We start from the raw sequence: 22880 nt of genomic DNA on the forward strand, positions 1-22880 counted from the left end.
TCTGACCCCCTTGATGGGGCTGCGTATGTGCCTGCCTACAGGCTTCACGGTAGCTGTCCGGGCAGCCGAACTGGGCCGAACATCCGTGGTATTATGTTAAATCATTTAGTCTGTCAATAGGGCATCACTGATCGAGCGATACGATTAACGGGCCTTCGCTTTCGCATCGATGAGCTGGCGGTAGCGGGCCTGCATTTTCTCATCGCGATTATATTTGGTGCGATCGGTCCGCATGACGTTCTCGATCTCCGCCATTTCGTCGGCAATGGTCTGGGCCGCGTTAGCTCCAGCGCCGGGAACGACCGTGGCGAGCGGGTTGGCTTCAAGCGCCTGTGAGGCAAGCCAGCGTAGCACTTCAGGGTTGTTGCCGATCAAGGTTCCGTCCGGAAGCGTGCCTTCGGAGATGATCGTCTGGACCGCTTCAGGAAGCGTCTCGACAAAGCTGTTCACCACATTGATGTTGCGGCGGTACTCCGGCCCCCATTCCTCACGCAGCGCGTTTATGCCATCTTCCTTGGCTTGCTCGTTGCGCTGGATCAGTTCTTCGTTCTGCGCGTCCACAATATCGTAATAGGTGGACAGCAGCTTATCGACGATCGGCTTGGGCGCGTTGACCTCGTGCGCCGCCTTCACGAACTGCTCTATGGCGGGCTTGTCATCGTCGCCAACGACAAGGCCGTCCGGGAGTGCCTCAAGATATTTGTCTGGCGCTTCGGGAACGCCGAACGCCTTGCGGTAGGCGGCAACCTCTTCATCGGTCGCGTCGTCGCCCAATGGCTTCACGCCATAGCGCCCGGCCTTCACGTCATCGTTGAGCTTCTTGAAGCTTTCGACGAAGGATTCCGCCGACGCAAACCGGCCAAGAAAGCCGAGTTTTTTTTCGTCCTTGGTGAGCGTGGAGCGCCAGTCAGACGCGGCCTCTTGGGTGCCCGTCTCCGTTTGGGTTTCTGTGGTCTGCTGAGTTTCCTGCGCGGTCGTTTCCGTGCTGGTTTCAGCTTCCGTGGTCTGCTCGGCAGTGGTTTCCTGGGTTTCGGCTTCTTCAGCCATTGTCGTCGCCTTTCTTCAGTTTCTGTTTGTCGATCTTGAGCATCTTCACAATCTGGAGGCCGACGAACCGGCGTCCTTCCGCAAAGCATGTGTCCCTGTCGCTGGTGGGGCGGTACGAAAGATCATAGGTTCCGGCCGCCGCCTCGATCACCCAGCGCAAGGCGCGCTGCTGGAGATGCGATGGACAGTCGCCACGGGCGAGCGCCTGAAACGCTTCCACGTCCGCCACATCATAATCGGGCGGAGTGAACGCCTGTGGTGTCTTCACGCCGCCATCGCCTGATTAGCCTCGCCAACCTGTGTCGCCACCTGCGCACCGGCTGACAGGTCTTCCAGCAATGCTTGCGCCTGCTGCTGTTCCTGCTGGCCTTCCACGATCGCATCGGCTTCGTCTTCGGAGCGCAGCCACTTGGCGGGCATACCAACGGAGGACAGCGCATCGCGGAACGCAGTCTTGAAGTCGATTTGCGCGGCAGCCGTAGGATCGACCGGGAGAACCTGGCCCAACAGACCGATGGCCTCCATCATCTTCTGGCCCTTCTGCTTCTCGATCGCGTCGTGAAGCGGGGATTCGAAGCGGAAGCCGATATCAGCACCGCGAAGGGACTGAGGGATTTCTTCGGGCCGTCCGAATGCCCCTGCCCTCAACATCAGGTCGAACGTCGCTTCGCACATCTGGCCGTTGTCTTCGTCTTCAAGCGGCTCGAAGATCGGTGACGCCTGCCGGATATATTCCTGAATGCGTTGCCCAACCTCATAGGCAGTCATTTCCGGCCCGTTCTGGGGAAGTGTCAGAGTGTTGAGGAAAAACGCTTCCTTCAACAGCGCCATCGCGTTCTGTTGCATGTCCAGCCCGAGCGGCAGGCCGGACTTGTCCTGCGTCAATGGGCGGAGAACTTCACCAAGCCTTTCGTCATACTCCGAGTCTACCCATGTGATGCCACCGGCATAGATCGATATATCGGAGCGAATGGCCTCTTGAACCGCGACCATCGGCGGGTTCGTTGCCTTCTCGCCAGCCTCAAGGATCGTGCGCGTCATCGCCTGTAGCAACCGAGCTTCAGGGAGAGCGGCAACTGTTGCTGGAGAATAGGCGTACTGTGACCCGGAAACGGTCTGCCAGCGCGGGATGACGTACATCATGTAGGTCTGTCCCACCGCCTCGATGATGTGCTGGTTCTCCACATCGAGATAGATCGAGACGTATTTAGCCTTGCCCTTGCCGAGATACTCGCCGGCGTACTGATCGGCGGGCATCACGATATGGCGGCAGTTGATTTCCCTGTACGGCTGCTTGTTCGCGCCGATGAGAAGTTCCTTTACCTTGTCGCTGACCTTGCTGCCGAATGTCTGGACGAGATCGCGCGCGGTCGGCTTCCACTTCCGATGAACGGTGTCGATCTTGCCTTCCTCGTTCTCGCACCACGCCACGTCGCGCAGATGCCAGCAGCGATAGAGAAGGCCGGTCGCGTCCTTGTTCAACTCAACCGTCTTCACGCATTGCCCGAAGGCGGCGAGATCGTGATCGCCTTCCTTCGATGCGCGGGTGAACAGTGAGCGCCGGTCGTACATCGCGCGCTTCATGCGCTGCGTTGCCCACTCCAGCCATTCCTTGCCTGGCTGATCCTCACCGTCGTCGTCCATCGTCCGCATGTGGAACCAGTCGATCGACGTTGGCCGCATCATTGTGCCCAAGGCATTTCCGAGATCGCGACGAACGAGAAGCGGATAGCTCGTGCTCAGATGTTCGGCGAACTCATCACCCAATGTGCGGGAGACAGTAAAATCCGCCCTTTCCGCATAGAAGTGGTCAGCGACCTCCTGCCACATCGAGACAAGCGTCGTTCTCTTCGAAAACAGCTTGTCGCCGTGTTCGATGAGCGCCTTTACGTCCATCAGCCGAGCGTGTCCGAAAGGATCGTGCCGGAACCTGTCTGCGCGCGCTTGCGCATCGTCGCCCGCGTTTCTTTATCCGCATTCTCGGCAGGCGTGAGCAGCGGGTTCAAGGGGCCATCATCAGCGGGCGCATTCTTCTTGCCGCCCAGGATCGACTTGGCGACCTTACCAATGCCGACCGCTCCCGCGACCTTCTTAACGCCCTTGATGATCTTCTTCGCCATGTCAGTAGCCCCCCAGGGAATCGCCATCGCTCAGAATCGTGGATTCGCGTCCACCGCGCTTGACCTGCTTGGCGATGCTGCGCTTGCGGGCGAGACGCACCGCCTCATCATCCGCGATCGGCATCACAGGATCAGGAGCCTCGACAGCGGCTTTCTTCTTGCCGCCGCCGATAAGGGCTTTGGCAACACCGCCCAGCCCGACAGCGCCAGCTACCTTGCCGACGCCTTTGATGATCTTTTTCGCCATGCTATTTCCTTTTGGGCTTGGACATGACGACAACCGGCGCGCGGCCAAGATTGCGTCCCATCTCCCGTGCCTTCCATTGCTGAAGGTCGGTGATCGCCTTCGCGCCTGAATGCCACGCCATCACCACCGCATCGCCACGGTCGGGCGAGCGGCCAATCCGCTTGACCAGCTTGTCCTTGGCCTCCAGAGCAATGCCACCGGGAACCGGCGCATAGGTCGGGGCCGTGAGATCAGCGAGCAGTTCGCGATCATCGGGAAGCATGATCGGAGAGCCGCCGGGTTGATCCGGGTTCAACGCCTCCCGGAACCGCCAATAAGCCTCAGTCCTTGTGTTCGAGAACCTCAGTTGCCGATCGACCGTGCGATTGACCGACTGCTTGACGCCCATATAGCCAAGGGCATCAATCTGGTTTTCCTTCAGATGCGCATAGGCATCGGCACCCCAGCCACCACCAACGTCGATGATGACCTTTGCGCTATCCCTGCGCTTCGACATGACCAGCCCAGCAACATCCGAACCAAGCGGCGTCTGCGCTCCCGGAAACACCTGAAGCGGCGCGAACCAGCCATCATGGCGGATTGCCAGAACCGTATTATCCCCACCACCTTGGGCAACGTCGACGCCAATGGCGCACATCGGTATCCCGACAGGCGGTTGTGCCGTCCACCTGGACTGCGCTTCCCTCACCCATGCGGTAGGAATTGCCTGCCAGTGATCGTCCTGGTGCTCGATGTCGAACCGGCCCTCGCGATATGCAAGGCGAAGCGCCTCAGGCAGACCGGCAAGAACGCTGTCATAATCAGTTGCGGCGAGATCCGGGTTGTCTTCGAGCTTGGCCGGGATGAACGTCCGCGACCTTGCCTTGACCTCTTTCCCGTCCACCTCGTACGGGCCAGGTCCGTCAACCTCAACACCACCGAGGAACCACCTCAGTTCGCCCGGCTTGGCGGGATGCGGATGGGTCGGATCGAGCCACGGTGCCCAGTATTTGATGACCCAATAGCCTTCAGGCCGCGTCGGTGGATTGCCCGCCGCCACAACCCTGCACCTTTGCCCCGCATCCGCAGAGCGGTTCCAGATCGTGATGAAGGTGTACTGGCTTTCAGTGAAGTCGCTGACCTCATCGAAGCCGATCAGGTCGTGCGGCGTGCCCTTGTATTTCTGCTTGTCATCCTCAAGCTGGCACCCGCCAATGTCGATGACACGCCCGTCAGGCAGCCGCCAGACGCTATCCTGTCCGTTCCACCCGTCGCGATGCCCTATGATATCCCGATAGCGCTCAAAGAGCTTGGAGGCCTCTTTGTTCGTGCGCCGCAGGATCAGGCTGCGCTTGTGTTCGGTGAGTGACAGGCCAATCATCAGGTCGGATTTGCCGCCGCCGGCAGACCCACCATAAAACAGTTCGTCCGCGTCGCAGTGATAGGCTTCAGTCTGCGCGCCCGCGTTGGGCACCCAGAGCATATCCTTCGTCGCGCTCAAGGCCTCCTGAATGACGGACTGACGCTGCTCTGACGGGAGGGTGTCAAGCCTCGCCAGAACGTCATCCAGAAGAGTCATTATGCGTTGGTCAGCGCGTCCGACATGACATAGCGGCCGTTCGGCAGCTTCACGCCAAGGTAGGCCACTTCAGTGCCGGTATCAGTCCACGTCAGGTCAATATCGCCGTCCGCTTCGGACGTGGCGCGGAAAACCTTCTTCGCCACAATCGTCGACAGCGCGCCGTCAGTGCCGATCGCAATGCCGGTCGAACCGCCAGTCACGACATACGCCGTGCGCTCGGCGTTGAGGAACAGCACTAGCTCCACCTCTTCGACATAGTTGATGTCGTCGCCGTTGGCGTCCTTGAGCTGGATCGTGATAGCACGGACATCCGCGTTCTCAGCGCCAACCGTGATCGTCGCATCGACGCATGGGCTGGACACCTGAATGCCGTTCGCGGACAGATTGCCAGCGTTCTCAATGCCGAGACGGCGGCCATGAAGGGATACAGTCATATAAACTCCAGTGCTGTTGCTGTTGCTTGGGAGGTGCGCTCAGACCGGAGCGCTGCGGTCACTCTGCCTTGCGGGCAGCGTTTGCGAGTACGAATGCTATGCGACGGGCCGCTTCGGTTTCGGTCACCGGCACATCGTTGTTATCCTTATCGACAAGGCGGTGGTTCTCGGTGAACATGCCGAGGTGCTTGCCGATGTCGACCAATGCAGCGCGCTTGTCCCAAAGCTTGATCTTCGCGACGTGCTCGACTTCATCGCTATCACCGCCGGGAACCTTGCGCGTCACAACCTCAATCGCAGAAACGCAGGCTGCCGCGTCGTCGTCCATGTCTTGTGGAGGAAGCAGGTTGCCGCCCGGCGTAAATATCTTACGGATGTCCGAAAAGCCGATCTTGCCCAGTTCCTCAAGAACCCGCGCTTTCGTGATCTCAACCCGTTCGGCCGACGCGCTCAGTATCTCATCAACGCGCTTCACGATGCTTTCATTTGCTTTCAGCCGTGAAGCATTGCCACGGTTCTCTTTGAACCCGGCAGCGATATAGGCTTCGTCCGCCGTCTTGCCTTCCGCCAGTCCCTGCGCAAACAGTTCGTGCTTATGGTTGGAGAGAACAGGCATCACTTCATCCCGGCCGCGATCCACATGGCAGCTTGAGCCTTCGTCTTGAAGCCGCGCTTTATGGTCGTGCCGTCCTCATCGAAGACAAACCAATCGCCTTCAGGGGTGAAGCTGATGTTCATTGAACCTCCAGAAGTTCGGCATTCGCAATCTTACCGCTGATCAACGGCCGAGAGCCGCGCGCGCCACGGTTTACCCTATGCGGGAGAATGCGCTTCGCAGCGGCTGCCGTTGTCCGCTGTCAGGTAGGCGCGCAATGAAACTAAGCAGCGACCGCTATGACCTTATGGCCTGGGATCACATTGAACTGGCGTGGCGTAAGAGCTGGAACGTAGAAGGTATCGCCATTGCCATCCGGAGCCGCCCCGAACTCAACACGGCAAGCGGTGTCGCTGTCGATCTCCACGTAGGACGTGCCGCCGCCGAACGCAGCAGAAGCAGCGCCGCCGATCGTGAGCGACTGTTGCTCGCGAGGCGGGACAGGCGGCACATTGGCGCGGTCCCGAACCTGCGCAAGCTCTGTAACGATGACAGCCATCAGTCCTCCTCGCCCATCAACTTGACAGGCTGAATGCAAAAAGCCCCGGCGGTTTCCCGTCGAGGCTTCGGAGCGCCCTAGGCGCAGTGATCCATGTAAGAGATTTGATACACTTAGCTGCGCACGGTGTCAATCACATGCCACGCCACATCGCAATCAGGCTGGCGACCATCGCAACGCAGGTCTTCGCTGCGTCCACAGCGGAGCGCTTGTTCGTGGATAGCGACGAACCCGCCGTGCCTGCCTCCTGATCGAACCGACAGACGTTTTCGAACACATCCCAGTATTTCGCCGGGATGCGGCGCTTGAACGTCGACAGTTCAGACAGCGCTTCTTGCTGACTCCAGCCCAATGGCGCATCGATCCGATCGGTTCCAGGCTGAAGCGCCACCAACCCGTCAGCGCGCAGCCAGAGCGTCTGGCAATAGCGCACAGCGGCTTTCTGTGGTTCGGCAAAGAGCATGTTCGGGCTTTCGTTCATCCATCGCTCAATGGCCGTGCCGCCCCTGTTGAGCATGACCTTGACCATGCTGTTGCGCCTGCCGCCCAATTCGCCTGTCAGGTCGACGACGGTTGATGGTTCGTACATCCCATGAGCGCGGGCGAACTCGTTCACCTCGCCGAGATTTTCTTCAACCTTGCGCTTTGCTCGTACCCGCTTTGCCATGTGTGGTTATCCCCCGAAATAATGTGGATAGAGAACGAACCCGATCAGGAAACCGAGCGCCAAAAGAACCACGTCCAGTCTGTCCATCACCCTTCCTTCCGTGCCAACCCCAAGATGACTAATAAGGCGGCACCGAATATGGACATCGTCACCATGTCCTGTGACAGCAGGGATAAAACCCCGCAGGTCATTCCTGCCACAAATGCACGGGCGCTCATTCTCCGTCCTTCCGTGTCGGAAGGGATGCGGCCAACCTCCAAATGCGCTTTCCAAGGTCGATCAAGCAAAGCGGGAGGATGATTGAAAACCAGAACCCAAGACCGATTGCGAACCCAGCCTGGATCAATGGATTGATGCTGATCGTCATTCTCTATCCTCCTGTGAGAGAGCGGCTTTGATCATGGCTTTCCAGAGATCGCCAATATCCCGATACGCCATTTCCCCGAGGCGGGGCGGGATAGATAAGCGCATCTCATAAGTAGGTTCGCGCATTGCTTCGATCACGGCGCGGGCGGCTTCTCGACACTTGGCGCGGTACTCCGGCGGGCCGGCATCGAACGCATGAACGCCGCTGAGAAAGGGATCGAGCGCGCGGGCGCAGCGCGTCACCATGTCGTTAGCCACCGTGACCCTCCTTTTGGATTGCCCGCCAGTTCGATGCCCACGGACTGGTTGGATCGACGGCGAGGCGGGTGTTTTCTGTTACCGCGCCAATCTGCGCATCGACACGCTGCAAAATGGCGCTCGGTTGCGTGTAGAAGCCGATCACCTCCCAACGCGTCCCATCTTCGTGGATGAGCATGTCGCCGGTCTTGGCGCTTGCCATGTCATTCGCCATTGGACTTAGCCTTGTTGGCCTTGCGGGTAGCTGCTGCTTTCCTGCTACGCTCTGACCTCTGGGCTGCGGTGAGAGAGAAGTTGGTGCGCCATTGCTCGTTTCTCACGATGCGCTCTTTCGGCCACGGCCAGCGCACAGGCTCAACGTGGAAATCTTCCCAGCGTGGTGCCGGGCGGAACCAGTTCAGAAGCTTATTGAAAATGCTCATGAGAACGTCTCATCTACCGTGGCGTCCTGCGCATCGATATTGATCGTGCGGTCGCCGTTGATGACACAGTGCTGGATTGTCACTGCCTCGATCTTCGCCATGCGGGACAGCGCCTTGATCGCACATCGCTTCGTTTCCTGATCGCCCGACGCTTCCATGATGCGGACAAGCGCGTCCGTGAGAGGCGAGAGGCTTTCAGGCGTCGTCTGCGTTCCAATCATCATTGCGTTCTGCACGTCATTTCTCCTTCGTTCATGGGGTTATCCGTTATGCGTCCGCGAACTCATCAACCCATTCGTGATAGGTCGAAGTGCGCCAGTCGTAGTTGAGTGTGACCCTTGCCTCCTCGCCGGGAAGACCCATGCGAACCTTGGTCACAAGCACGTCGATGCAGTTGCGCTCAGGGTGGTCTTTCGGGAGGTTCTTTTTCGGGCGGTGAACGACAAAACCATAGTCCGGCTTGTTCGCCCAATGCGCCGATCCTGAAATGCTGTAGAGGCCGGGGATGGGCAGTTTCGCCCCTACCATCTGAGGCTTTGCCGGGTGGGCTATGATCCACAGCGCCACGTCATACCGGCGTGCGAAGCGCTTCATCATCCGGATAGCGCGTGATGTGTAATCCGTCTCGCTTTCGTCCGACTTGCGCTTGTGGTCCAGCTCGTTCCACGGATCGATGACAACGACCTTCGCCCCGTCCCTCAAGATCGCTGTACGGGCCAGGTCCAGCATATCCTCCAGCGTCATGTCCGCGTCGTCGTCTTCGGCCTGCTGTGCGAGGATGCGAAGATGATCGCGCATCACCTGATCGGCCTTTGCGGCAAGATCGGGTGGGCATCCGAATTCCGCGGTGTTCGCCATCGCAGCGCGAAGCTTCCGTATCAGGATCGGGTTCACCTGCGTCTCGAACGAGCCAAGCGCGATGGTCACGCCATCCTTCAGCAGGTTCGCCAGTATCTTGACCAGCAACGATGTCTTGCCCTGCCCCGCATAGCCGGTGCCGACCGTAAGGGTCCCCGGTGTTACGGGGAGCATTTCGCAGAGCCTTGGGACGCCATGATTGAACGGCTCGATCTCTGGCGGAGCCGGAAAGTCGTCGATCGTGTAGAGGCCCTTCACCGGATAGGGTCGGGCGTCGTTGATCGCCTGCCTTACCCCAGCGGGTCCATGCGCAATCAGAACCTCATTCAGGTCTTTGCAGCCACCGGGATAGCTGACGATCCGGCAGCGCTCAGGGCCGATCCAGCGGACAAGATCAGCGGCGAGGCGGCGTCCGGCTTCATCCCCGTCAGCCGCGATGATGAACGCGCCCACCATGTCCAGCAGGTCGCGACTGCGCCAGAGATACTGGTATCCAGCACTCTCCGGGTTGGTTATCGCGTCTTCTTTCGGGGCGGCGGTCCCGTTCGGCACGGAGAGGACGTAGCGGTTCCAAGCAGTCATCGCCGCCAGCGCGTCCCATTCGCCCTCGGTTATCACCACCGGCTGCTTGCCCTCCTGCACTTCCGGCAGCAGCAACACGTCGTGGTTCCACAGGCACAGGGGCGCTCCCTGATCCATGCGGTGCTTCTTCTCGCTGGTCTGCCGGTACTTGTGGTTCACCACCTGTCCGCGCTCGACGTAGGGCACGCTCAGCCAGAAGCCTGCGCCGTCGCGCGTCGTCTCTAGCCCAAGCTTCTCTGCGAGATCGGCCGGTATCCCCCGCGCCTCGATCCATTGCTTGTGCTTGTCGTGCAGCATCTGAAACTCCCTTGAATCCGCAATTGTGGCAGAGCCAGACGAAGCCGCCCTGCACGATGGAAACCGATAAACTTGCGTCCCGCTTGTTCTTCCGGGTCGGACCGCAATCGGGGCAAATCTGCTTGCCAGCGCGCCGGGGTTCCCATGTCAGCATGGCACCGAAACCTGTTCGTCGGACTGGCTTGGCTGCCGATGCTTCCGGTTCAAGTTCGCCAGCCAGTTCGAGGTTGGGACAAACCAGTTCTTGCGCGTCGCTTCCGGCGCTTCGGTTGCCAGCCAGTCATCACGAGATTGCAACGCGGCGCGAAGGTCGAGATTGGGATACGCCTTTTCCCATGCCCGATAATTCTCAAGATTGAGACGGATCACTTTCCCGCCAAACTCGTAGTCCGGTATATTTATATTTTCTTGGTTTAATGGTTTAATGGTTAGTTCTTTGTCCCGCTGTTGTCCCGCTGTTGTCCCGGTTTCCGTTTCTTCGTTGTCCCGCTTGGCGACTTCGGCTGTCTGATATTTCGCGTAATTACATATAGTTATGATGGATTGGCCTTGTCCCGCCGGGTGTCCCGCTGTTGTCCCGGTTTTTGAACGCATCGAAATCATGCCTTCGCGGGTCAAAAGCTTCAGAAAACGGTCGACGGCGGACTTGGACCAGCCCCATTTTTCAGCCATGAAGCGCACCGAATAGGACAGCTCGCCGCGCTCAAGATCGACCGAGTGACCCTTGATGCGAGCTTTGGTCTGTCGCCATGCGGCACTGGCGATAAGCCATGCCCATGCATCCCGACGCGAGAACACATCGCCGTCGAATATGTCATGCTCAAGCCACTCGCGGCTCATGGCGACATAACCGCTCATGCCGTCTCCAGCATCATAGATTGAATGAGAAGCATGGCGTCTTCATCGGAGAGCCAACCGGCATAGTTGGCTTCCATGATCGTTGCCTTGCGTTCGGCGGCTGTGGCGAACGTCGCGAGATATTCCTGGAACTCCATCATCCGCTCTGCGCGGGCGATGACGTATTGGAAGAGTTCGCCGATAGGAGTCATTGCCCCATCCCCGATAAGTTGCTCCGAAGATTCTCGCAGAGACGGCGCGAATAAACAGTCGTGACAAGACTGGTTTGAGACCCTAGATGGTTCCGCTTTTTCATGCCGTCACCATCACTTGGACGCGCGGCGTCAGGTCGTAGAACTTCCGCACCGTTGCTTCGATCACCTGTGCGTCATCATTCCATACGATGCCGTTCAAGGCGTCGGAGATGATCTTCCCGGCATTGTCCCAATCGGGCTTTTTTACCGGCCTGATGAGCCTTAGCGCGGCGTCATTCTGCCATTTCTTCGGCTTGCTGGCAGGGATCGCCAGACACACATCGACCAACAGCTTGACGGGGCCGTCATATGGCTCCCTGCCGTCCATCGCCTCGGCTGCGAGAATCTTCACCATCGCGCCGAAATTGCGCTGCTTGGGCGGAGTGAAAGAGAACTTGCCGTTCTTGCCAGCACGCGCCCATGCGACAGGTTCGCCGGGAACGACGAAAGACGCGATCACTTCCGCACCCGCTTTTCCGCCTCTAGGGCGACTTCCTCAGTGATGAGGTTCTGCACACGGTAGCGGCGGATTACCTCCCTCTGTTCATAGGAAGGGAAGCCGTCTAGCAGGGCTAGGAGCGTAGCGAGGTTCATGCAGCCACCCTCCGGTAACTGACAACACCAGTAAGCACCCCAGGATCAAATGGCCGATCCGCTTTCACCTGATTGCACTCAAGGCATACGAGCGCCCAATTGGAGGGGTTGTCAGCACCGCCGTCACGACGCGCGACGATGTGATCCACTGTCGCCTGCCGCAGGCCGAACTCCCGGCCCAGCCCAATGTCGCGCTTGCAGTACTCGCAGCGCGGGTGTGTCAGGAAGGTTTGGCGCTTCCATGCCGAGCGCCGCCTGCTTGCATAGCTCATGACATGCTGCTCCCGATCAGGGAGTAGCTATGCTGGTGGGTGAAGTGCTGGCGGCGGACCTGCCGCACCGGCCCATCGGGATAGCCTTCCGGGTGAACTTCACGAAGGCGGTTGAGGAACATTGTTGTCGACGCGGTGGCGGCATTGATCCGCTGCCGATCCTCACTGAGCGTAATCGTCTTGGTCTTCGTCTTCCCGCCGTGGACGTAGCGGACGATCCTCAAGCGCTGGCGACGGAGGCGAACCGAACGTGCCGGGCGGCCAATGGCCTCGCCGATCTCATCATCCTTCAACCCGCCATCGAAAAGCTGGCGGATGCGCCTGTCTTCTTCTGGTGTGTATAGTTTGTTTTTCATTGTGCCTGCCACCCCAGTTCCCGGCGGAGCTTTGCCAAAAGCTGACCGCCACGCTGGCGTGAAATGCTCAGACGTCCTGAAGCAGCGGTGATGGTGTCACCCTGCGCGAGCAGTTCCGCGAACATGTTGAGCTGGTGTCTGTTCTCCGGAGTCCTCATGGCCTCGCTCCCTTTGGAAAGCCCCGCGAGCAGTTCGTGACGGTGGGTCCGACGACGCAGCGCCTCTGCTTGCTGGCGGTTGATTGCGCCGCGCTTGGCGGCGTCGTTGCGGCTCAGACGCTGCTCTTTCCGCAGCGCAAGACGTGTCTCTATCTCGTTGGAAAGCTGTCGGTCTGGCTTACAATCGCCCCGGAAACGTGGTTTAAAGACGTGTTCAAGGGACGTGGTTAACCTAGAGAAACAGCCGCTTATTTTGCGGTGCAGCGAAAATGGCACGCGCTTTGAATGGGTTAAGCCAACGACATGGCAAACCAGACGAAAAGCGTTCCAGTTTTGAACACTATACTTTTGGACAAGTCCCGCGAATGGGGCTTGCGTTCTTGCGTCCCATGGTGGGACATTAACGAAATGCTTGGAGGCCCCCGCCCCTGTGTTTCCCCCGCGCATTGCTACGCGGTTCCGTCTAGGCGTTCGAGATGAGCATGGTATTCAGCCCGCTTGTCCGCATGGTACGGGCACGCCAAACCGTGAAGGTGGGGCGCGGCAATGAACGCCTCCAGCTTGGCAATAGCTTGGGTGTCCCCGTTTTTGTAAACGTCGTATCCGGAGTGAGGGCGAGCATAGCCGGACCTATGCTCCGCCCAATGCAGACGCCCGGACAGGCTCATTTGTCGCCTATGTTCAAGAGTGCGCCTGATGGGCTTGCCGTCCTTCATGTGGGAGACGCGCAGAGGGGCCGGGAGACTGGCGACGTCGAAGCCACCCGCGTTGATGGCGGCGACAGTCCGGTCGATCTCATGCGACCAATTGAACCACTCTCGCCCCTTGTGAAGATGAACGAAAGCCGCGTGAAAACGCCGCTCGATACCTTCGTCCCCGTCGATCTCCGCGATGATCTCCAGAGGAAAAGGCGACCACGATTCAAGCGACGCACGCCTCCCGTCCGGAGAAACCGAGCATCCGATCTTGATCGGGCCTTTCATCCCAATGGGCCGGATGAAGTAGACCCGCCTCATTGTTGCGCGCCTGTATCTAGCGCTTGGGCTAGGCTATTGATCGTAATCGACTTGCCGCTTGCCTTGGCGACGGTCTGGATGACCGGCCAGTATTTGGCAGGGATGCTGTTTCGTATTGCCCATGCGCGGGCGGTGACTGGCTTAACCGCCACACCCGCCTGCGTGAGATCATGGGCAAGGCGGTGCGGGCCGCCAAGCTCCCGGATCATTGCGCTGTGATTGTCCATAGTGCCGATACACTACAATTCGTAGCGCCGGTTGGCAATATGATTTGTAGCCTAGCGTCATGCGATGTAGCGTGCATGAGCGACAAACCCGATTTGACCACACCTTGGGGCAGACTCGAATGGGCGAGAGAGCGAGCCGGATACAAGACGGCCGCCGACTTCGCCCGCAAAGTTCGAGTCCGCCCGGTTACTTATCGAGCTTACGAAGCAGGCCAGAACGGCTATGCCAAGCGCGCCGCCGAGTTCGCCAAGAAGCTGAACGTCTCTGCTGGATGGCTTCTATCTGGCGGCCCCCAGCCCAGCGAAGCGGACCCCCCTGGCCATGCCGACCCGGACTTCGCGACATCTATAGCCATCGCCGTCTCTCGGATCTGGTCGGGAGGCCCTTTGCCCGAAGAAGATTCTCAAAGGCTGAGAGAGATAGTTCATAAAATTGATGCGCTGCGTTCGCAGCAGCCTGATCTCGATCAGGGTCAGATCGAGGCTGCGATGCGCGCTCTGCTTCTGCAACAGCCCGACCATACACCTGCACGGTGAAGCAAAGCGTCGCGCACTCAATATCGCACGGTACGCAATTCCTGGAACAACCTGACATTCAATCCCCCCGTTCGCGAAATTCGTTTCGCGGCCCTAACTTTAGCCACATACGTTAACCATCCGTTCTGAAAGAAGGTCACCGACCGAAAGAGGTTTGGGGCGAGAATCTGAACGAGAATATAATGTTTCGCCTGTAACTGGTAATTTACCGGTCATGTCATATCGCAGGACATGGCGGGGCTCGACAGAGCGGCTTTTAGGGCCGCGCGGAAACGCAAGAGGTTGAGCCAACAGAAGCTGGCGGACATTCTGGGAGTTGAGCAGCCGGCGGTCCAGCAATGGGAAACCGGTAAATCGTCTCCCCGCACACTGGATGGCCTACGCCAGCTATGCGACGTGCTTGGCGTATCCGCAGATGTGCTGTTGGGCCGGGAGAAGTTCCCCAGCGCCCGCTTTTTGGCCGATGTGATCCGGGAAGCCGGGACAACGGATGCTGACGAGCTGGCGGGGATCCTTCATAAGCGGCTGTTGGAAATGATAGGGGGATAGGTGCGCCTCAAAATTGCCACTGGCCCGCACCATATCGAGTGTGCTTTAAGGATACGTACATATCGAACGCCTAAAAATGGCGCTTTGAAAGGAGGCCATTATGACTGTTAAAGCAAACGGCCACTTCTACGTTGGCGAACTTCCGGACGGCCGCTTTGTCGCCGCTTCCGCCAGTTCTCCCTACTTCTGCTTCCGGGCGGAAAGCGAACAGGCCGTCATTCGGAAGGTCAAGAATGCCCTCTCCTTCTATCGGGAGCAGGGCGGCACTCAGCCGAACATCAGCGTCAAATCGCTCTCGCAGACGGTGACCACGGTTTTCCCGCGCCGCCGCGTCTCAATAGCGGAAACGTTGGAGGCCGCGTAAGTGCGAGCGGGCTACGTGTCGCTTGACGGGGTGTCCAAGGATACGCTTGAGTTCCTTGGATACTACCTCGTAGCTGAAAACGACGATTTCGAAATCTACTACCACCTCGCCGATGAGATCATCGTCGAAAAGTCGGATCGGCTCCTTTACGTAGAGGACGCCAACGACCTCCCATATTTCGCCCGAGAGATTATCTCGCTTCCTTCCGAGCATCCCGGCGACGCTTAACAACCCACCTCCCTAGGGACCCAACTGACCCGCCCTCGTGGCGGGTTTCTTTTTGCGCGCCTCCCATGTGATTCGCCCTGTGTCGATATAATTTGTAGTGTAACGCTACATTTGATGTTGACACGCTACGTTTCATAGCGCAGTATCTCCCCATCAGCCTAACGGCACGGGAGATAGAAGGTGAGCAACGCACAGCACGCACCGTACACGGTGGAGCTTGCCATCCATTACAACGGGCGCTTCGCCGGTTGGCAGGAGTTCGGTCCTTTCGCCGACAAGCGCGAGGCATGGGCATTCATCCAATCGCACGGCTTCACCGAAGCCCAAAAGGATGACGAGTGGATGGCCTACCCGGCGGGGAGGGCCTGAGATGGCACAGCCATTCGATTACACGGCGTTCATCGAACAGCAGCACGCGAAGATGGCTCGCAAGCGCGAGGAAACCACCCGCCTGCTTCTGATCGCCCGCGACCGGCTCAACGTCATGATCGACGACATGCAGAAGGGCATCGATGCCGACTGGCACGATGAAGTGTCCCTGCTGAACGCGATTGGCGACGCCTTCGGGATTGATGGCTGTCACGAGATGGCTGGCGACATTGCGGACGACAACCGCTGTCCCACCGCCGAAGAGATCGCCGGTTCCCGTCACGACGATAACCGCAAGATCGCTCTGGAGATGGGGCAATGACCAACGCACAGCACACGGTCAAGTCGATGAGGTACGGCGATTGGCACATCGAATACAACCCGCCGCCCGTGCCGTTCCGGAGTGCCGACTGGCAGTTCTGGCACGACGATTTTGATGGCGCCGAAGATGCCTGCGACAATCGCTATGGTCACGCTGGCTCCATCGAAGACGCCATGAACGATATCGACGATATGGCGGACGAGGCATTCGGCTGCCCGTGCGCTCATCCTGACCCGAGCTATTGCAAGAAGTCAAAGTGCGATTGGCGCGATGAGCAGCAGGCCCGCTTAGCCGCCCGCGCCCTTCTCACCAAGGCCGGAAAGGACAGGCAATGATGTCCGACCTCTTCGTCCAGCTTGGCGAGCATCTGGAGAACTCAATCCGCATTCAGATGCAATTCTATCCAGATGACTGGAGCGACGCCGACAAGCGGGAAATGGCGATCAAGCACCTTGGCTATGGCCGTGATGCATCCGCCTGCCCTGTCACGCGCATATCGGAACATGAGGTGGCGGCATGATCGACATATTCTTCGCGGGCGCAGCCGCCATCGGTGCACTGATCGTCATCGTGATCACCGTCAGTCTTCTGACTCTTGGAGTACGGAAATGATCTACCGCAAGTGCAGGGATGCTCTGTGTGATGGTCCGGACGATCCGTGGAAGCTCATCGCCATGACGGGCGGTTGCTTTGGCGGACTGCTTCTCTGGATCGCGATTATCTACGGGCTGAACGGCCTGTTTGCATGAATTCAACCAGCTCTAACCGATCCAATCCCCCGGACGGTGTCCACCTATACCCGGCTTGCCTGTGGACGGCAAGGAGAGGCTGCCGGGAGAAGGTTTCAGTGATGAATGATTTCGTGGGTGTCTGGCCTCTGCTCTCAGACCTTGGTTTCAACGCCGAAGAACTTGCAGACCGGGCATCATATCTCGGTGGCAGCGACGCCAACACCATCCTGTCTGGAGATGACGCCCGCGTGCTCAATCTCTGGCAGGAGAAAACCGGCAAGGTGCAAGGCGAGGATCTGTCAGGCGTGCTCCAGGTCGTTCTGGGACAATGGACAGAGACTTTCAATCGCCTCTGGTACGTGAAACAGACCGGCCTTGAAGTGACCGAGGCCAACAAGTTCCTCCGTTGTCCCAAGGTGGAGTTCCGCGCCGCTAACCTTGATGGTTTCGTCGAGGCAAAAGGAGCGATTTGGGAAGCAAAGCACACGTCCGCCTTTGCCAGGCCGGATGAGATTGTTGGCCGCTACATGCCACAGCTACAGCACAATATGGCGGTGCGCGGCGTGGACTTCGCAGTTCTTTCCGTCATCTACGGCAACCACAAATGGGAAACCTACGAGGTGCCGTCCGACTGGATGTATCAGGATGAACTTCTTGAGGCCGAACACAAGTTCTGGCGCTGTGTCCAGACCGACACCCCCCCGGTTGAGATCGCCGATGTGAAGGCTCCGAAGCCGCTGGCAACGCGCGAAGTCTCCATGGAGGGCAACAACCTCTGGGGTTCTCTGGCGGCCGACTGGATCAAGCATAAGGACGCCGCGAAGACCCACGCCAATGCGGTGAAGTCTCTCAAAGAACTGATCGAAGACGACGTGTCCCGCGCCTACGGACACGGATTGGAGGCAAAGCGCAGCAAGGCGGGCGCGATTTCATTCAAGGAGTTGGCGGCATGAACGACAATATGCCCCCCAAGGTTGCCGAAGCTATCGCAGCGGTCATGTCCGAAGTCCCAAAACTCAACAAGGGCGAGCGGAACAGCCACGGCAACTATAATTTTGCATCGATCGATGACTTTCTAGAGGCGGTTCGCCCGCTGATGGCGAAGCACAAGCTGATCATATCCGCCGATGAAGATGATTTCGACGTGATCGGCGAAGGCAAGGACATGTGGCTTCGGATGCGCTTTGCGTTTTCTGCGCATTGCCATGGCGAGACCTATGGCCCGATGCGCCGCTCGATCATGATCAAGGCGAGCATGGGCAGTCAGGCGTTCGGCGCTGGGCAGTCCTATGCGGAAAAGCAATTCCTGCGCTCATTGTTCAAGATCGCCACCGGTGAAGGCGCGGCCATTGATGCAGACAGCCATGCTCAGGAGCCGCTGGCGCGGACGCGGAGCAAGCAGCCAGACCCGGACGCCGAACCTCCGCAGGGATGGGTGGAATGGGTGAACGGCTTCCGTGAAATCCTGAACGGCTACCAGACGGACGACGAGATAACCGCATTGCAGAAGCGCAACAGCGCCCTACTCCGCGCGCTCTCGCTCGCCAACCCATCGCTCTATGCCGAAATCGGCAACGCGATCAAAACCAAGCGGGCCGATCTGGCTCCGCAGAAGAAAGCAGCATAATGGCTAAGAAACTCTACGACGTCGTTGCAACAGTCGGCTCGTACACCGACAGGCAAGGCAACGAAAAGCGCCGCTATGAGAATGTAGGCGTGATGATGGAGGGCGATAAAGGCCCCTATCTGATGCTCAAGCGCACGTTCAACCTGGCAGGCGTTCCATCGGATCGGGATACCGTTCTGCTGTCGCTGTACGAGCCGAAGGATGATCAGAAGCAACAGACGCGCGGTGGACAGGGCGGAACCGGCTTCAACAACGCGAGCGATCTGGAGGATGACGTTCCTTTCGTCACCAATGACCCGGCGCTGGAATACCGGGTGCGGTGATGAAGGCGTGCTTCAAGTGCGGCGAAGTCAAGCCGTTGGATGCGTACTATCGCCATTCAGAAATGGCCGATGGGCATCTGAATAAGTGCCGGGACTGCACCAAAATCGACGCCAGACGGCACCGCCTTGAAAACGCTGAAACTGTTCGCGCCTATGATCGCGAGCGGGCGCGCCGTCCCGAGAGAGTCGCTAAACGCAGCACATATGCCAAGGCGTATAGATATCAAAACCCTGAGAAGCGGGCCGCGCATACCGCGCTCGGGAATGCCGTTCGGTCTGGAAAGCTCAAGAAGCAGCCTTGCGCGTTCTGTGGAAGCGGTGAGCGTCTAGAGGCCCACCACCATGATTACAACAAGCCGCTAGATGTGACTTGGCTCTGTAGCGCGTGCCATGGCCGCTTTCACGCACTTGAGGCGATGGCTACCTATAGGGAGGATCGGCCCTAATGTCCCTCCCCCGCAGACGCCCATCCCTCAAGTCCGGTCGCGAGAATGCAGGCAAGCGGAGTCCCGCCCACTGCAATTTCGTCCGGTCGCACTTCTGCTCCGTCCCCGGATGCGAACAGCTTCCTATCGAGGTTGCTCACGTCCGAAACGGGACCGGCGGAGGGATGGGCGTCAAGCCTTCGGATCGGTGGACGATCAGCCTTTGCCGCGATCACCACGCCGAACAGCACCGGCTAGGCGAAGAGTCATTCGAGAAGCGCCACGGGATCGACATGAAGGCGATAGCGGAAGGGCTGGCTAAATCCTCCCCGCATTGGCCGAAGCTTAGGGAAATGCAGTGATGGCTAGCATCTGGCTTCGCCGCACCGCCACCGGCATAGCGCCGATCAACGCGGAGGATTTGCCGAAGGGCTGGCGTGTCGGTGATGAGTTGCGCGCGGAGATCAGCAAGCCCCGCAACGGCAAGCTGCACCGCAAAGCCTTCGTGCTGCTCGATATGGTCTGGCCGCACACCGAATACCCGACGAAGGAAGCGCTCCGGAAGGCTCTGACGATCGGAGCCGGTTTCACCGATGAAGTGATCAATCCCGTGACGGGTGAAGTCCACTGGACGCCCAAGTCCTGGTCGTTCTCTCAGATGGACGATCTGGAATTTCAGGAACTCTACAGCCGATTGATCGACGTGGCGTTGAAGATCGTTCCCGGCAGCAAGCGGGATGATTGGGAAGCCGCCGTAGAGAACATTGTGAGGATGTGAACATGAGCAAGCCATTTTTAGCGATAGCCGAAGCGGCCGACTTCGCGGCGTCAACCATGACGTTCATCGTCCCGCAGGGCACCCCTGTTGGGGGCGGCGTATTCGAGATCAAGCGCATTCGCAGCACCACGGATGAGGATAGGGCGACGTTCTCGAAAGAACTGGCGATGAACCAGGCCGAATATGATCGCCGTGAAGCGGCCGGAGAGTTTGATTGATGCGCTGGGCAGACCCTCATCATCACGACGTGATCGTGCACATGCCTTGGTTAAAGCGCACCCCACTCTGGAAGAGGATATGGGAGATGTTACAATGCAGGTAATTCACGGTTCGCGCGGCGGCCTTATCAAGGCTTGGATTGACGGCGTTCAGGTCGAACAGCAAGCGCGCCAGCAACTCGACAACATGGCCGCGATGCCGTTCATTCACAAGCACATTGCGATCATGCCGGATTGCCATTGGGGCATGGGGGCGACTGTAGGCTCTGTTATTCCCACCAAGGGCGCGATCATCCCTGCCGCCGTTGGTGTCGACATCGGGTGCGGCATGATGGCCCATCGCACCAGCCTGACGGCCTCAGACCTCCCGGATAATCTGTACGGCCTCCGTACCGCTATCGAGGAGCGCGTTCCGCACGGGCGCACTGACAATGGCGGAGCGAACGACAGGGGAGCGTGGAACGATCCTTCACCGCTCGCCGCGGATGTTTTCAACCGTCAGCATGACACGCTGGAGCAGATTGTCGGGAAGCACCCGAAGATCGCTCAGGCGGCGAAGCGTGCGCCCAATCACGTCGGCACCCTTGGCACCGGCAACCACTTCATTGAGGTTTGCCTGGATGAAGAACAGCGGGTCTGGATCATGCTTCATTCCGGCTCGCGCGGGATAGGGAACCGGATCGGAACCTATTTCATCGAACGCGCAAAGGAGGAAATGCGGCGCTGGTTCATAAACCTGCCAGATGAGGATTTGGCTTACATCCCACAAGGCTCCGAGCTTTTCGGCGACTATATGAACGCGCTGAATTGGGCGCAGAAGTTCGCCCGCGCCAACCGTGAAGTGATGATGCACGCTGCACTGGAGGCTCTGTCGGTCACCATATCAAAGCCTTTCACAAGCGACTGTGAGGCGGTCAACTGCCACCACAATTATGTGGCGCATGAGAAGCACTTCGGGGCGGATGTATTGCTTACCCGCAAGGGCGCTGTCTCCGCCAAGGAGGGTGAGCTTGGCATCATCCCCGGCTCGATGGGAGCCAAGTCCTTTATTGTGCGCGGCAAGGGCGGTGCGGCAGGCAGGGAGGCGTTCTTCTCGTGCTCACATGGCGCGGGGCGGGCAATGTCGCGCGGGCAGGCCAAGAAGCAATTCTCCCTTGAGGATCATGCCAAAGCCGTTGCCGGGGTGGAATGCCGCGTTGACGCCGATGTGATCGATGAAACGCCGGGCGCTTACAAAGACATCGATGCCGTCATGGCCGCCCAAGCGAACCTCATCAAGATTGTTCATACATTGAAGCAAGTCGTATGCGTGAAGGGATAGCCCCGCAAGCGACGGCTCGGGAGGACAACAACTAGTGTCTGAGAGACAGGAGCGCGTCCGTATCGGCGAGCTTGCGCGCATGACGGGGAAGACCGTTCGGGCGCTTCAGGCCATGGCTCTCCGGGGAGAAATACCCGGTTGCGCAAAAATCGGTAGGGAATGGACCTTCGACAGGATTAAGGTCCGCCGCTGGATTATAGCAGCGGAAGCGGAGACGTGTCAGAAAACCTATACCAGCGTGGCGAAGTCTACTGGCTCAAGATACAGGTGGCCGGTGTCGTCTATCGACGAAGCTTACGAACGCGCTCTAAGTCAGTAGCGAAAAAGCGCGCCCAGGAAGAGCGGACCAAGCTTGAAGAGTTCGCCGTCACCGGGAACGAGCGCCACAGCTACAAGGAGGCTTTCCTTCGATGGCAGACCGAGTTCCTACCCAATGTAGAGCCTTCCACGGCGCGGCGGTACAAGGCCAGCGCCCGGCAACTCTCCCCGCATTTTTCGGCGCTGTTCGTCGATCAGATAAAGCCCGCGACCATCGCCAATTATGTGAGCGCGCGGAAAAAGGAAAAGGCGACCGACGCCACAATCCGGCGCGATCTTACCGCGCTGTCATCATTGCTCCGAATGTGCGTGTCATGGGGCTGGACCGACACCAACCCGGCGAAGCTATGGGACCGATCGGTGCTGAAGGAAAGCCGGGATGCCATCAACCGGGTGGACCAGAAGAGCTTCGACCTTGTGGTTTCAGAAGCGCCCCCGGGCTTAGGCGCGCTTATGTCATTCCTTCTCGAAACCGGCATGCGGCTGGAGGAAGCGGCGAGCTTGGAGCGGTCGGACGTGAAACCCCATGGGCGGGTGTTCATCAAGAAGACGAAGACCCACGCGCCGCGCACGATCAAGCTGAGCGCACAGGCCCGGAGGATCGTCGAGATACAACCCGCGCCGTTGGACAGCCCCTATGTGTTCAACCACCGGGACAACGGCCGCTACGCCAGTGCGTCCAGCTTCTATGCGAAGATTCGGAAGAGGGCACAAAAACGGGCACAGGAAAAGGGCATCGAGTTCAAGCCGTACCGCCTTCACGATCTGCGCCACGAGTTCGCCGCCCGCTGGCTGGAAAAGGGTGGTGGGATATATGAGCTGTCCCGCCACCTTGGGCATGACAGTGTTTCAACAACTGAGCGGTTCTATCTGCGCTTCCTGCCATCCGAAGAGCATGGAAAGGCGCGAAAACGGAGGGCACAAAACTAGGCACAGGAACTGCGGTTTATTTTTCGACAACACACAAAAACGCTTGAAATTGTTCAATTCCCAAGCTAGTTTGATTTTCGGGTTTCAGGGTTTAGGAAACCGTCGCTCTATCC

Annotated in this window: 43 protein-coding genes; 18 read left to right on the top strand and 25 right to left on the bottom strand. The window is 58.8% G+C overall.

The genetic code is table 11. The annotated features are described in order from the left end of the window. Window positions 1-144: 144 nt before the first annotated feature. The 25 genes from BSL82_RS09550 to BSL82_RS09655 all read right to left on the bottom strand — a co-directional run bounded on the left by BSL82_RS09550 (window position 145) and on the right by BSL82_RS09655 (window position 13727). A complete protein-coding gene (locus BSL82_RS09550) occupies window positions 145-1047 on the bottom strand; it encodes a hypothetical protein (RefSeq protein WP_072597136.1) in 903 nt (300 codons plus the stop codon). Beyond that, the gene (locus BSL82_RS09555) at window positions 1040-1315 is read right to left on the bottom strand and encodes a hypothetical protein (protein WP_072597137.1); all 276 of its coding nucleotides are present in this window, start codon (window positions 1313-1315) and stop codon (window positions 1040-1042) included. Before BSL82_RS09555 ends, BSL82_RS09550 begins: the two co-directional genes overlap by 8 nt. Further along, window positions 1312-2943 carry a portal protein gene (locus BSL82_RS09560; protein WP_072597139.1) on the bottom strand — a complete coding sequence of 544 codons (1632 nt, stop codon included), beginning with the start codon at window positions 2941-2943 and terminating at the stop codon, window positions 1312-1314. Before BSL82_RS09560 ends, BSL82_RS09555 begins: the two co-directional genes overlap by 4 nt. Further along, window positions 2943-3167, bottom strand: a complete 225-nt coding sequence (locus BSL82_RS09565; protein ID WP_072597141.1) for a hypothetical protein — start codon at window positions 3165-3167, stop codon at window positions 2943-2945. Before BSL82_RS09565 ends, BSL82_RS09560 begins: the two co-directional genes overlap by 1 nt. 1 nt (window position 3168) lies before the next feature. Further along, entirely contained in the window at window positions 3169-3414 is a 246-nt protein-coding gene (locus tag BSL82_RS09570; RefSeq protein WP_072597143.1) for a hypothetical protein, read from the bottom strand. Between the two features lies 1 nt (window position 3415). Further along, a complete protein-coding gene (locus BSL82_RS09575) occupies window positions 3416-4972 on the bottom strand; it encodes a terminase (protein WP_072597144.1) in 1557 nt (518 codons plus the stop codon). Then, window positions 4972-5409 (bottom strand): hypothetical protein, encoded by a 438-nt coding sequence (locus BSL82_RS09580; protein WP_072597146.1) that lies wholly within the window; start codon window positions 5407-5409, stop codon window positions 4972-4974. The genes BSL82_RS09575 and BSL82_RS09580 overlap by 1 nt, the downstream gene beginning before the upstream one ends. Before the next feature lie 58 nt (window positions 5410-5467). Next, window positions 5468-6025 carry a terminase small subunit gene (locus BSL82_RS09585; protein WP_072597148.1) on the bottom strand — a complete coding sequence of 186 codons (558 nt, stop codon included), beginning with the start codon at window positions 6023-6025 and terminating at the stop codon, window positions 5468-5470. Further along, entirely contained in the window at window positions 6025-6147 is a 123-nt protein-coding gene (locus BSL82_RS21550; RefSeq protein WP_257786768.1) for a hypothetical protein, read from the bottom strand. The genes BSL82_RS09585 and BSL82_RS21550 overlap by 1 nt, the downstream gene beginning before the upstream one ends. A gap of 140 nt (window positions 6148-6287) precedes the next feature. Next, window positions 6288-6563 (bottom strand): hypothetical protein, encoded by a 276-nt coding sequence (locus BSL82_RS09590; RefSeq protein WP_072597149.1) that lies wholly within the window; start codon window positions 6561-6563, stop codon window positions 6288-6290. Between the two features lie 133 nt (window positions 6564-6696). Beyond that, entirely contained in the window at window positions 6697-7230 is a 534-nt protein-coding gene (locus BSL82_RS09595; RefSeq protein WP_072597151.1) for a hypothetical protein, read from the bottom strand. A 214-nt stretch (window positions 7231-7444) separates the two neighbouring features. Further along, window positions 7445-7597, bottom strand: coding sequence for a hypothetical protein (locus tag BSL82_RS20995; RefSeq protein ID WP_158010791.1), 153 nt, complete (start codon window positions 7595-7597; stop codon window positions 7445-7447). Then, window positions 7594-7854, bottom strand: coding sequence for a hypothetical protein (locus BSL82_RS09600; protein WP_072597153.1), 261 nt, complete (start codon window positions 7852-7854; stop codon window positions 7594-7596). Before BSL82_RS09600 ends, BSL82_RS20995 begins: the two co-directional genes overlap by 4 nt. Beyond that, complete coding sequence (locus BSL82_RS09605) at window positions 7847-8068, bottom strand: hypothetical protein (RefSeq protein WP_072597155.1); 222 nt, start codon at window positions 8066-8068, stop codon at window positions 7847-7849. The genes BSL82_RS09600 and BSL82_RS09605 overlap by 8 nt, the downstream gene beginning before the upstream one ends. Further along, the gene (locus tag BSL82_RS20465) at window positions 8058-8276 is read right to left on the bottom strand and encodes a hypothetical protein (RefSeq protein ID WP_158010795.1); all 219 of its coding nucleotides are present in this window, start codon (window positions 8274-8276) and stop codon (window positions 8058-8060) included. The genes BSL82_RS09605 and BSL82_RS20465 overlap by 11 nt, the downstream gene beginning before the upstream one ends. Next, window positions 8273-8512 (bottom strand): hypothetical protein, encoded by a 240-nt coding sequence (locus tag BSL82_RS09610; protein WP_072597156.1) that lies wholly within the window; start codon window positions 8510-8512, stop codon window positions 8273-8275. The genes BSL82_RS20465 and BSL82_RS09610 overlap by 4 nt, the downstream gene beginning before the upstream one ends. 31 nt (window positions 8513-8543) lie before the next feature. Further along, window positions 8544-10013 carry an AAA family ATPase gene (locus BSL82_RS09615; protein WP_072597158.1) on the bottom strand — a complete coding sequence of 490 codons (1470 nt, stop codon included), beginning with the start codon at window positions 10011-10013 and terminating at the stop codon, window positions 8544-8546. 147 nt (window positions 10014-10160) lie between these two features. Continuing rightward, a complete protein-coding gene (locus tag BSL82_RS09620; protein WP_072597160.1) occupies window positions 10161-10871 on the bottom strand; it encodes a hypothetical protein in 711 nt (236 codons plus the stop codon). Further along, on the bottom strand, window positions 10868-11062 hold the full coding sequence (locus BSL82_RS09625; protein ID WP_072597162.1) for a hypothetical protein: 195 nt from the start codon (window positions 11060-11062) through the stop codon (window positions 10868-10870). Before BSL82_RS09625 ends, BSL82_RS09620 begins: the two co-directional genes overlap by 4 nt. Before the next feature lie 100 nt (window positions 11063-11162). Next, window positions 11163-11564: a RusA family crossover junction endodeoxyribonuclease gene (locus BSL82_RS09630; RefSeq protein ID WP_072597164.1), complete on the bottom strand. Its 402-nt coding sequence runs from the start codon at window positions 11562-11564 to the stop codon at window positions 11163-11165. 130 nt (window positions 11565-11694) lie between these two features. After that, on the bottom strand, window positions 11695-11970 hold the full coding sequence (locus tag BSL82_RS09635) for an HNH endonuclease (RefSeq protein ID WP_072597165.1): 276 nt from the start codon (window positions 11968-11970) through the stop codon (window positions 11695-11697). Beyond that, window positions 11967-12326 (bottom strand): hypothetical protein, encoded by a 360-nt coding sequence (locus BSL82_RS09640; RefSeq protein ID WP_072597167.1) that lies wholly within the window; start codon window positions 12324-12326, stop codon window positions 11967-11969. Before BSL82_RS09640 ends, BSL82_RS09635 begins: the two co-directional genes overlap by 4 nt. Continuing rightward, window positions 12323-12760, bottom strand: a complete 438-nt coding sequence (locus tag BSL82_RS20470) for a hypothetical protein (RefSeq protein WP_158010797.1) — start codon at window positions 12758-12760, stop codon at window positions 12323-12325. Before BSL82_RS20470 ends, BSL82_RS09640 begins: the two co-directional genes overlap by 4 nt. 173 nt (window positions 12761-12933) lie before the next feature. After that, a complete protein-coding gene (locus BSL82_RS09650; RefSeq protein ID WP_072597171.1) occupies window positions 12934-13500 on the bottom strand; it encodes a GIY-YIG nuclease family protein in 567 nt (188 codons plus the stop codon). Next, window positions 13497-13727, bottom strand: coding sequence for a carph-isopro domain-containing protein (locus BSL82_RS09655; protein WP_072597173.1), 231 nt, complete (start codon window positions 13725-13727; stop codon window positions 13497-13499). Before BSL82_RS09655 ends, BSL82_RS09650 begins: the two co-directional genes overlap by 4 nt. Before the next feature lie 75 nt (window positions 13728-13802). Between BSL82_RS09655 and BSL82_RS20475 the strand changes: the two genes are divergently transcribed. The 18 genes from BSL82_RS20475 (at window position 13803) to BSL82_RS09745 (ending at window position 22767) form a co-directional block, all read left to right on the top strand. Next, complete coding sequence (locus tag BSL82_RS20475) at window positions 13803-14264, top strand: helix-turn-helix domain-containing protein (protein ID WP_158010799.1); 462 nt, start codon at window positions 13803-13805, stop codon at window positions 14262-14264. 231 nt (window positions 14265-14495) lie between these two features. Then, window positions 14496-14813, top strand: a complete 318-nt coding sequence (locus BSL82_RS09665; RefSeq protein ID WP_072597177.1) for a helix-turn-helix domain-containing protein — start codon at window positions 14496-14498, stop codon at window positions 14811-14813. Window positions 14814-14913: 100 nt separating this feature from the next. Continuing rightward, a complete protein-coding gene (locus BSL82_RS09670; RefSeq protein ID WP_072597179.1) occupies window positions 14914-15177 on the top strand; it encodes a hypothetical protein in 264 nt (87 codons plus the stop codon). Next, window positions 15178-15405: a hypothetical protein gene (locus BSL82_RS09675; RefSeq protein ID WP_072597181.1), complete on the top strand. Its 228-nt coding sequence runs from the start codon at window positions 15178-15180 to the stop codon at window positions 15403-15405. It abuts the gene before it with no gap. A 180-nt stretch (window positions 15406-15585) separates the two neighbouring features. Further along, window positions 15586-15774, top strand: a complete 189-nt coding sequence (locus tag BSL82_RS09680; protein WP_072597183.1) for a hypothetical protein — start codon at window positions 15586-15588, stop codon at window positions 15772-15774. A gap of 1 nt (window position 15775) precedes the next feature. Next, window positions 15776-16096, top strand: coding sequence for a hypothetical protein (locus BSL82_RS09685; RefSeq protein WP_072597185.1), 321 nt, complete (start codon window positions 15776-15778; stop codon window positions 16094-16096). Then, a complete protein-coding gene (locus BSL82_RS09690; RefSeq protein ID WP_072597187.1) occupies window positions 16093-16431 on the top strand; it encodes a hypothetical protein in 339 nt (112 codons plus the stop codon). Before BSL82_RS09685 ends, BSL82_RS09690 begins: the two co-directional genes overlap by 4 nt. Next, entirely contained in the window at window positions 16431-16616 is a 186-nt protein-coding gene (locus tag BSL82_RS09695; protein ID WP_158010800.1) for a hypothetical protein, read from the top strand. The genes BSL82_RS09690 and BSL82_RS09695 overlap by 1 nt, the downstream gene beginning before the upstream one ends. Before the next feature lie 88 nt (window positions 16617-16704). Next, a complete protein-coding gene (locus BSL82_RS20480) occupies window positions 16705-16845 on the top strand; it encodes a hypothetical protein (protein WP_158010802.1) in 141 nt (46 codons plus the stop codon). A 101-nt stretch (window positions 16846-16946) separates the two neighbouring features. Then, on the top strand, window positions 16947-17780 hold the full coding sequence (locus BSL82_RS09700) for a YqaJ viral recombinase family protein (RefSeq protein ID WP_072597191.1): 834 nt from the start codon (window positions 16947-16949) through the stop codon (window positions 17778-17780). Continuing rightward, the gene (locus BSL82_RS09705; protein ID WP_072597193.1) at window positions 17777-18454 is read left to right on the top strand and encodes an ERF family protein; all 678 of its coding nucleotides are present in this window, start codon (window positions 17777-17779) and stop codon (window positions 18452-18454) included. Before BSL82_RS09700 ends, BSL82_RS09705 begins: the two co-directional genes overlap by 4 nt. After that, window positions 18454-18777, top strand: a complete 324-nt coding sequence (locus BSL82_RS09710; protein WP_072597195.1) for a hypothetical protein — start codon at window positions 18454-18456, stop codon at window positions 18775-18777. The genes BSL82_RS09705 and BSL82_RS09710 overlap by 1 nt, the downstream gene beginning before the upstream one ends. Window positions 18778-19222: 445 nt before the next feature. Further along, complete coding sequence (locus tag BSL82_RS21905; RefSeq protein WP_083579130.1) at window positions 19223-19564, top strand: DUF968 domain-containing protein; 342 nt, start codon at window positions 19223-19225, stop codon at window positions 19562-19564. Further along, window positions 19564-19980, top strand: a complete 417-nt coding sequence (locus BSL82_RS09725; RefSeq protein WP_072597197.1) for a DUF1367 family protein — start codon at window positions 19564-19566, stop codon at window positions 19978-19980. The genes BSL82_RS21905 and BSL82_RS09725 overlap by 1 nt, the downstream gene beginning before the upstream one ends. A gap of 2 nt (window positions 19981-19982) precedes the next feature. Further along, window positions 19983-20198, top strand: coding sequence for a hypothetical protein (locus tag BSL82_RS09730; RefSeq protein ID WP_072597199.1), 216 nt, complete (start codon window positions 19983-19985; stop codon window positions 20196-20198). Next, window positions 20164-21519 carry an RtcB family protein gene (locus tag BSL82_RS09735; protein ID WP_269466288.1) on the top strand — a complete coding sequence of 452 codons (1356 nt, stop codon included), beginning with the start codon at window positions 20164-20166 and terminating at the stop codon, window positions 21517-21519. Before BSL82_RS09730 ends, BSL82_RS09735 begins: the two co-directional genes overlap by 35 nt. A gap of 34 nt (window positions 21520-21553) precedes the next feature. Further along, a complete protein-coding gene (locus BSL82_RS21910) occupies window positions 21554-21838 on the top strand; it encodes a helix-turn-helix domain-containing protein (protein ID WP_072597203.1) in 285 nt (94 codons plus the stop codon). After that, complete coding sequence (locus BSL82_RS09745; RefSeq protein ID WP_083579131.1) at window positions 21736-22767, top strand: tyrosine-type recombinase/integrase; 1032 nt, start codon at window positions 21736-21738, stop codon at window positions 22765-22767. The genes BSL82_RS21910 and BSL82_RS09745 overlap by 103 nt, the downstream gene beginning before the upstream one ends. Window positions 22768-22880 lie beyond the last annotated feature (113 nt).

The organism is Tardibacter chloracetimidivorans, assembly GCF_001890385.1.
In the GTDB taxonomy this organism is placed as follows: domain Bacteria; phylum Pseudomonadota; class Alphaproteobacteria; order Sphingomonadales; family Sphingomonadaceae; genus Tardibacter; species Tardibacter chloracetimidivorans.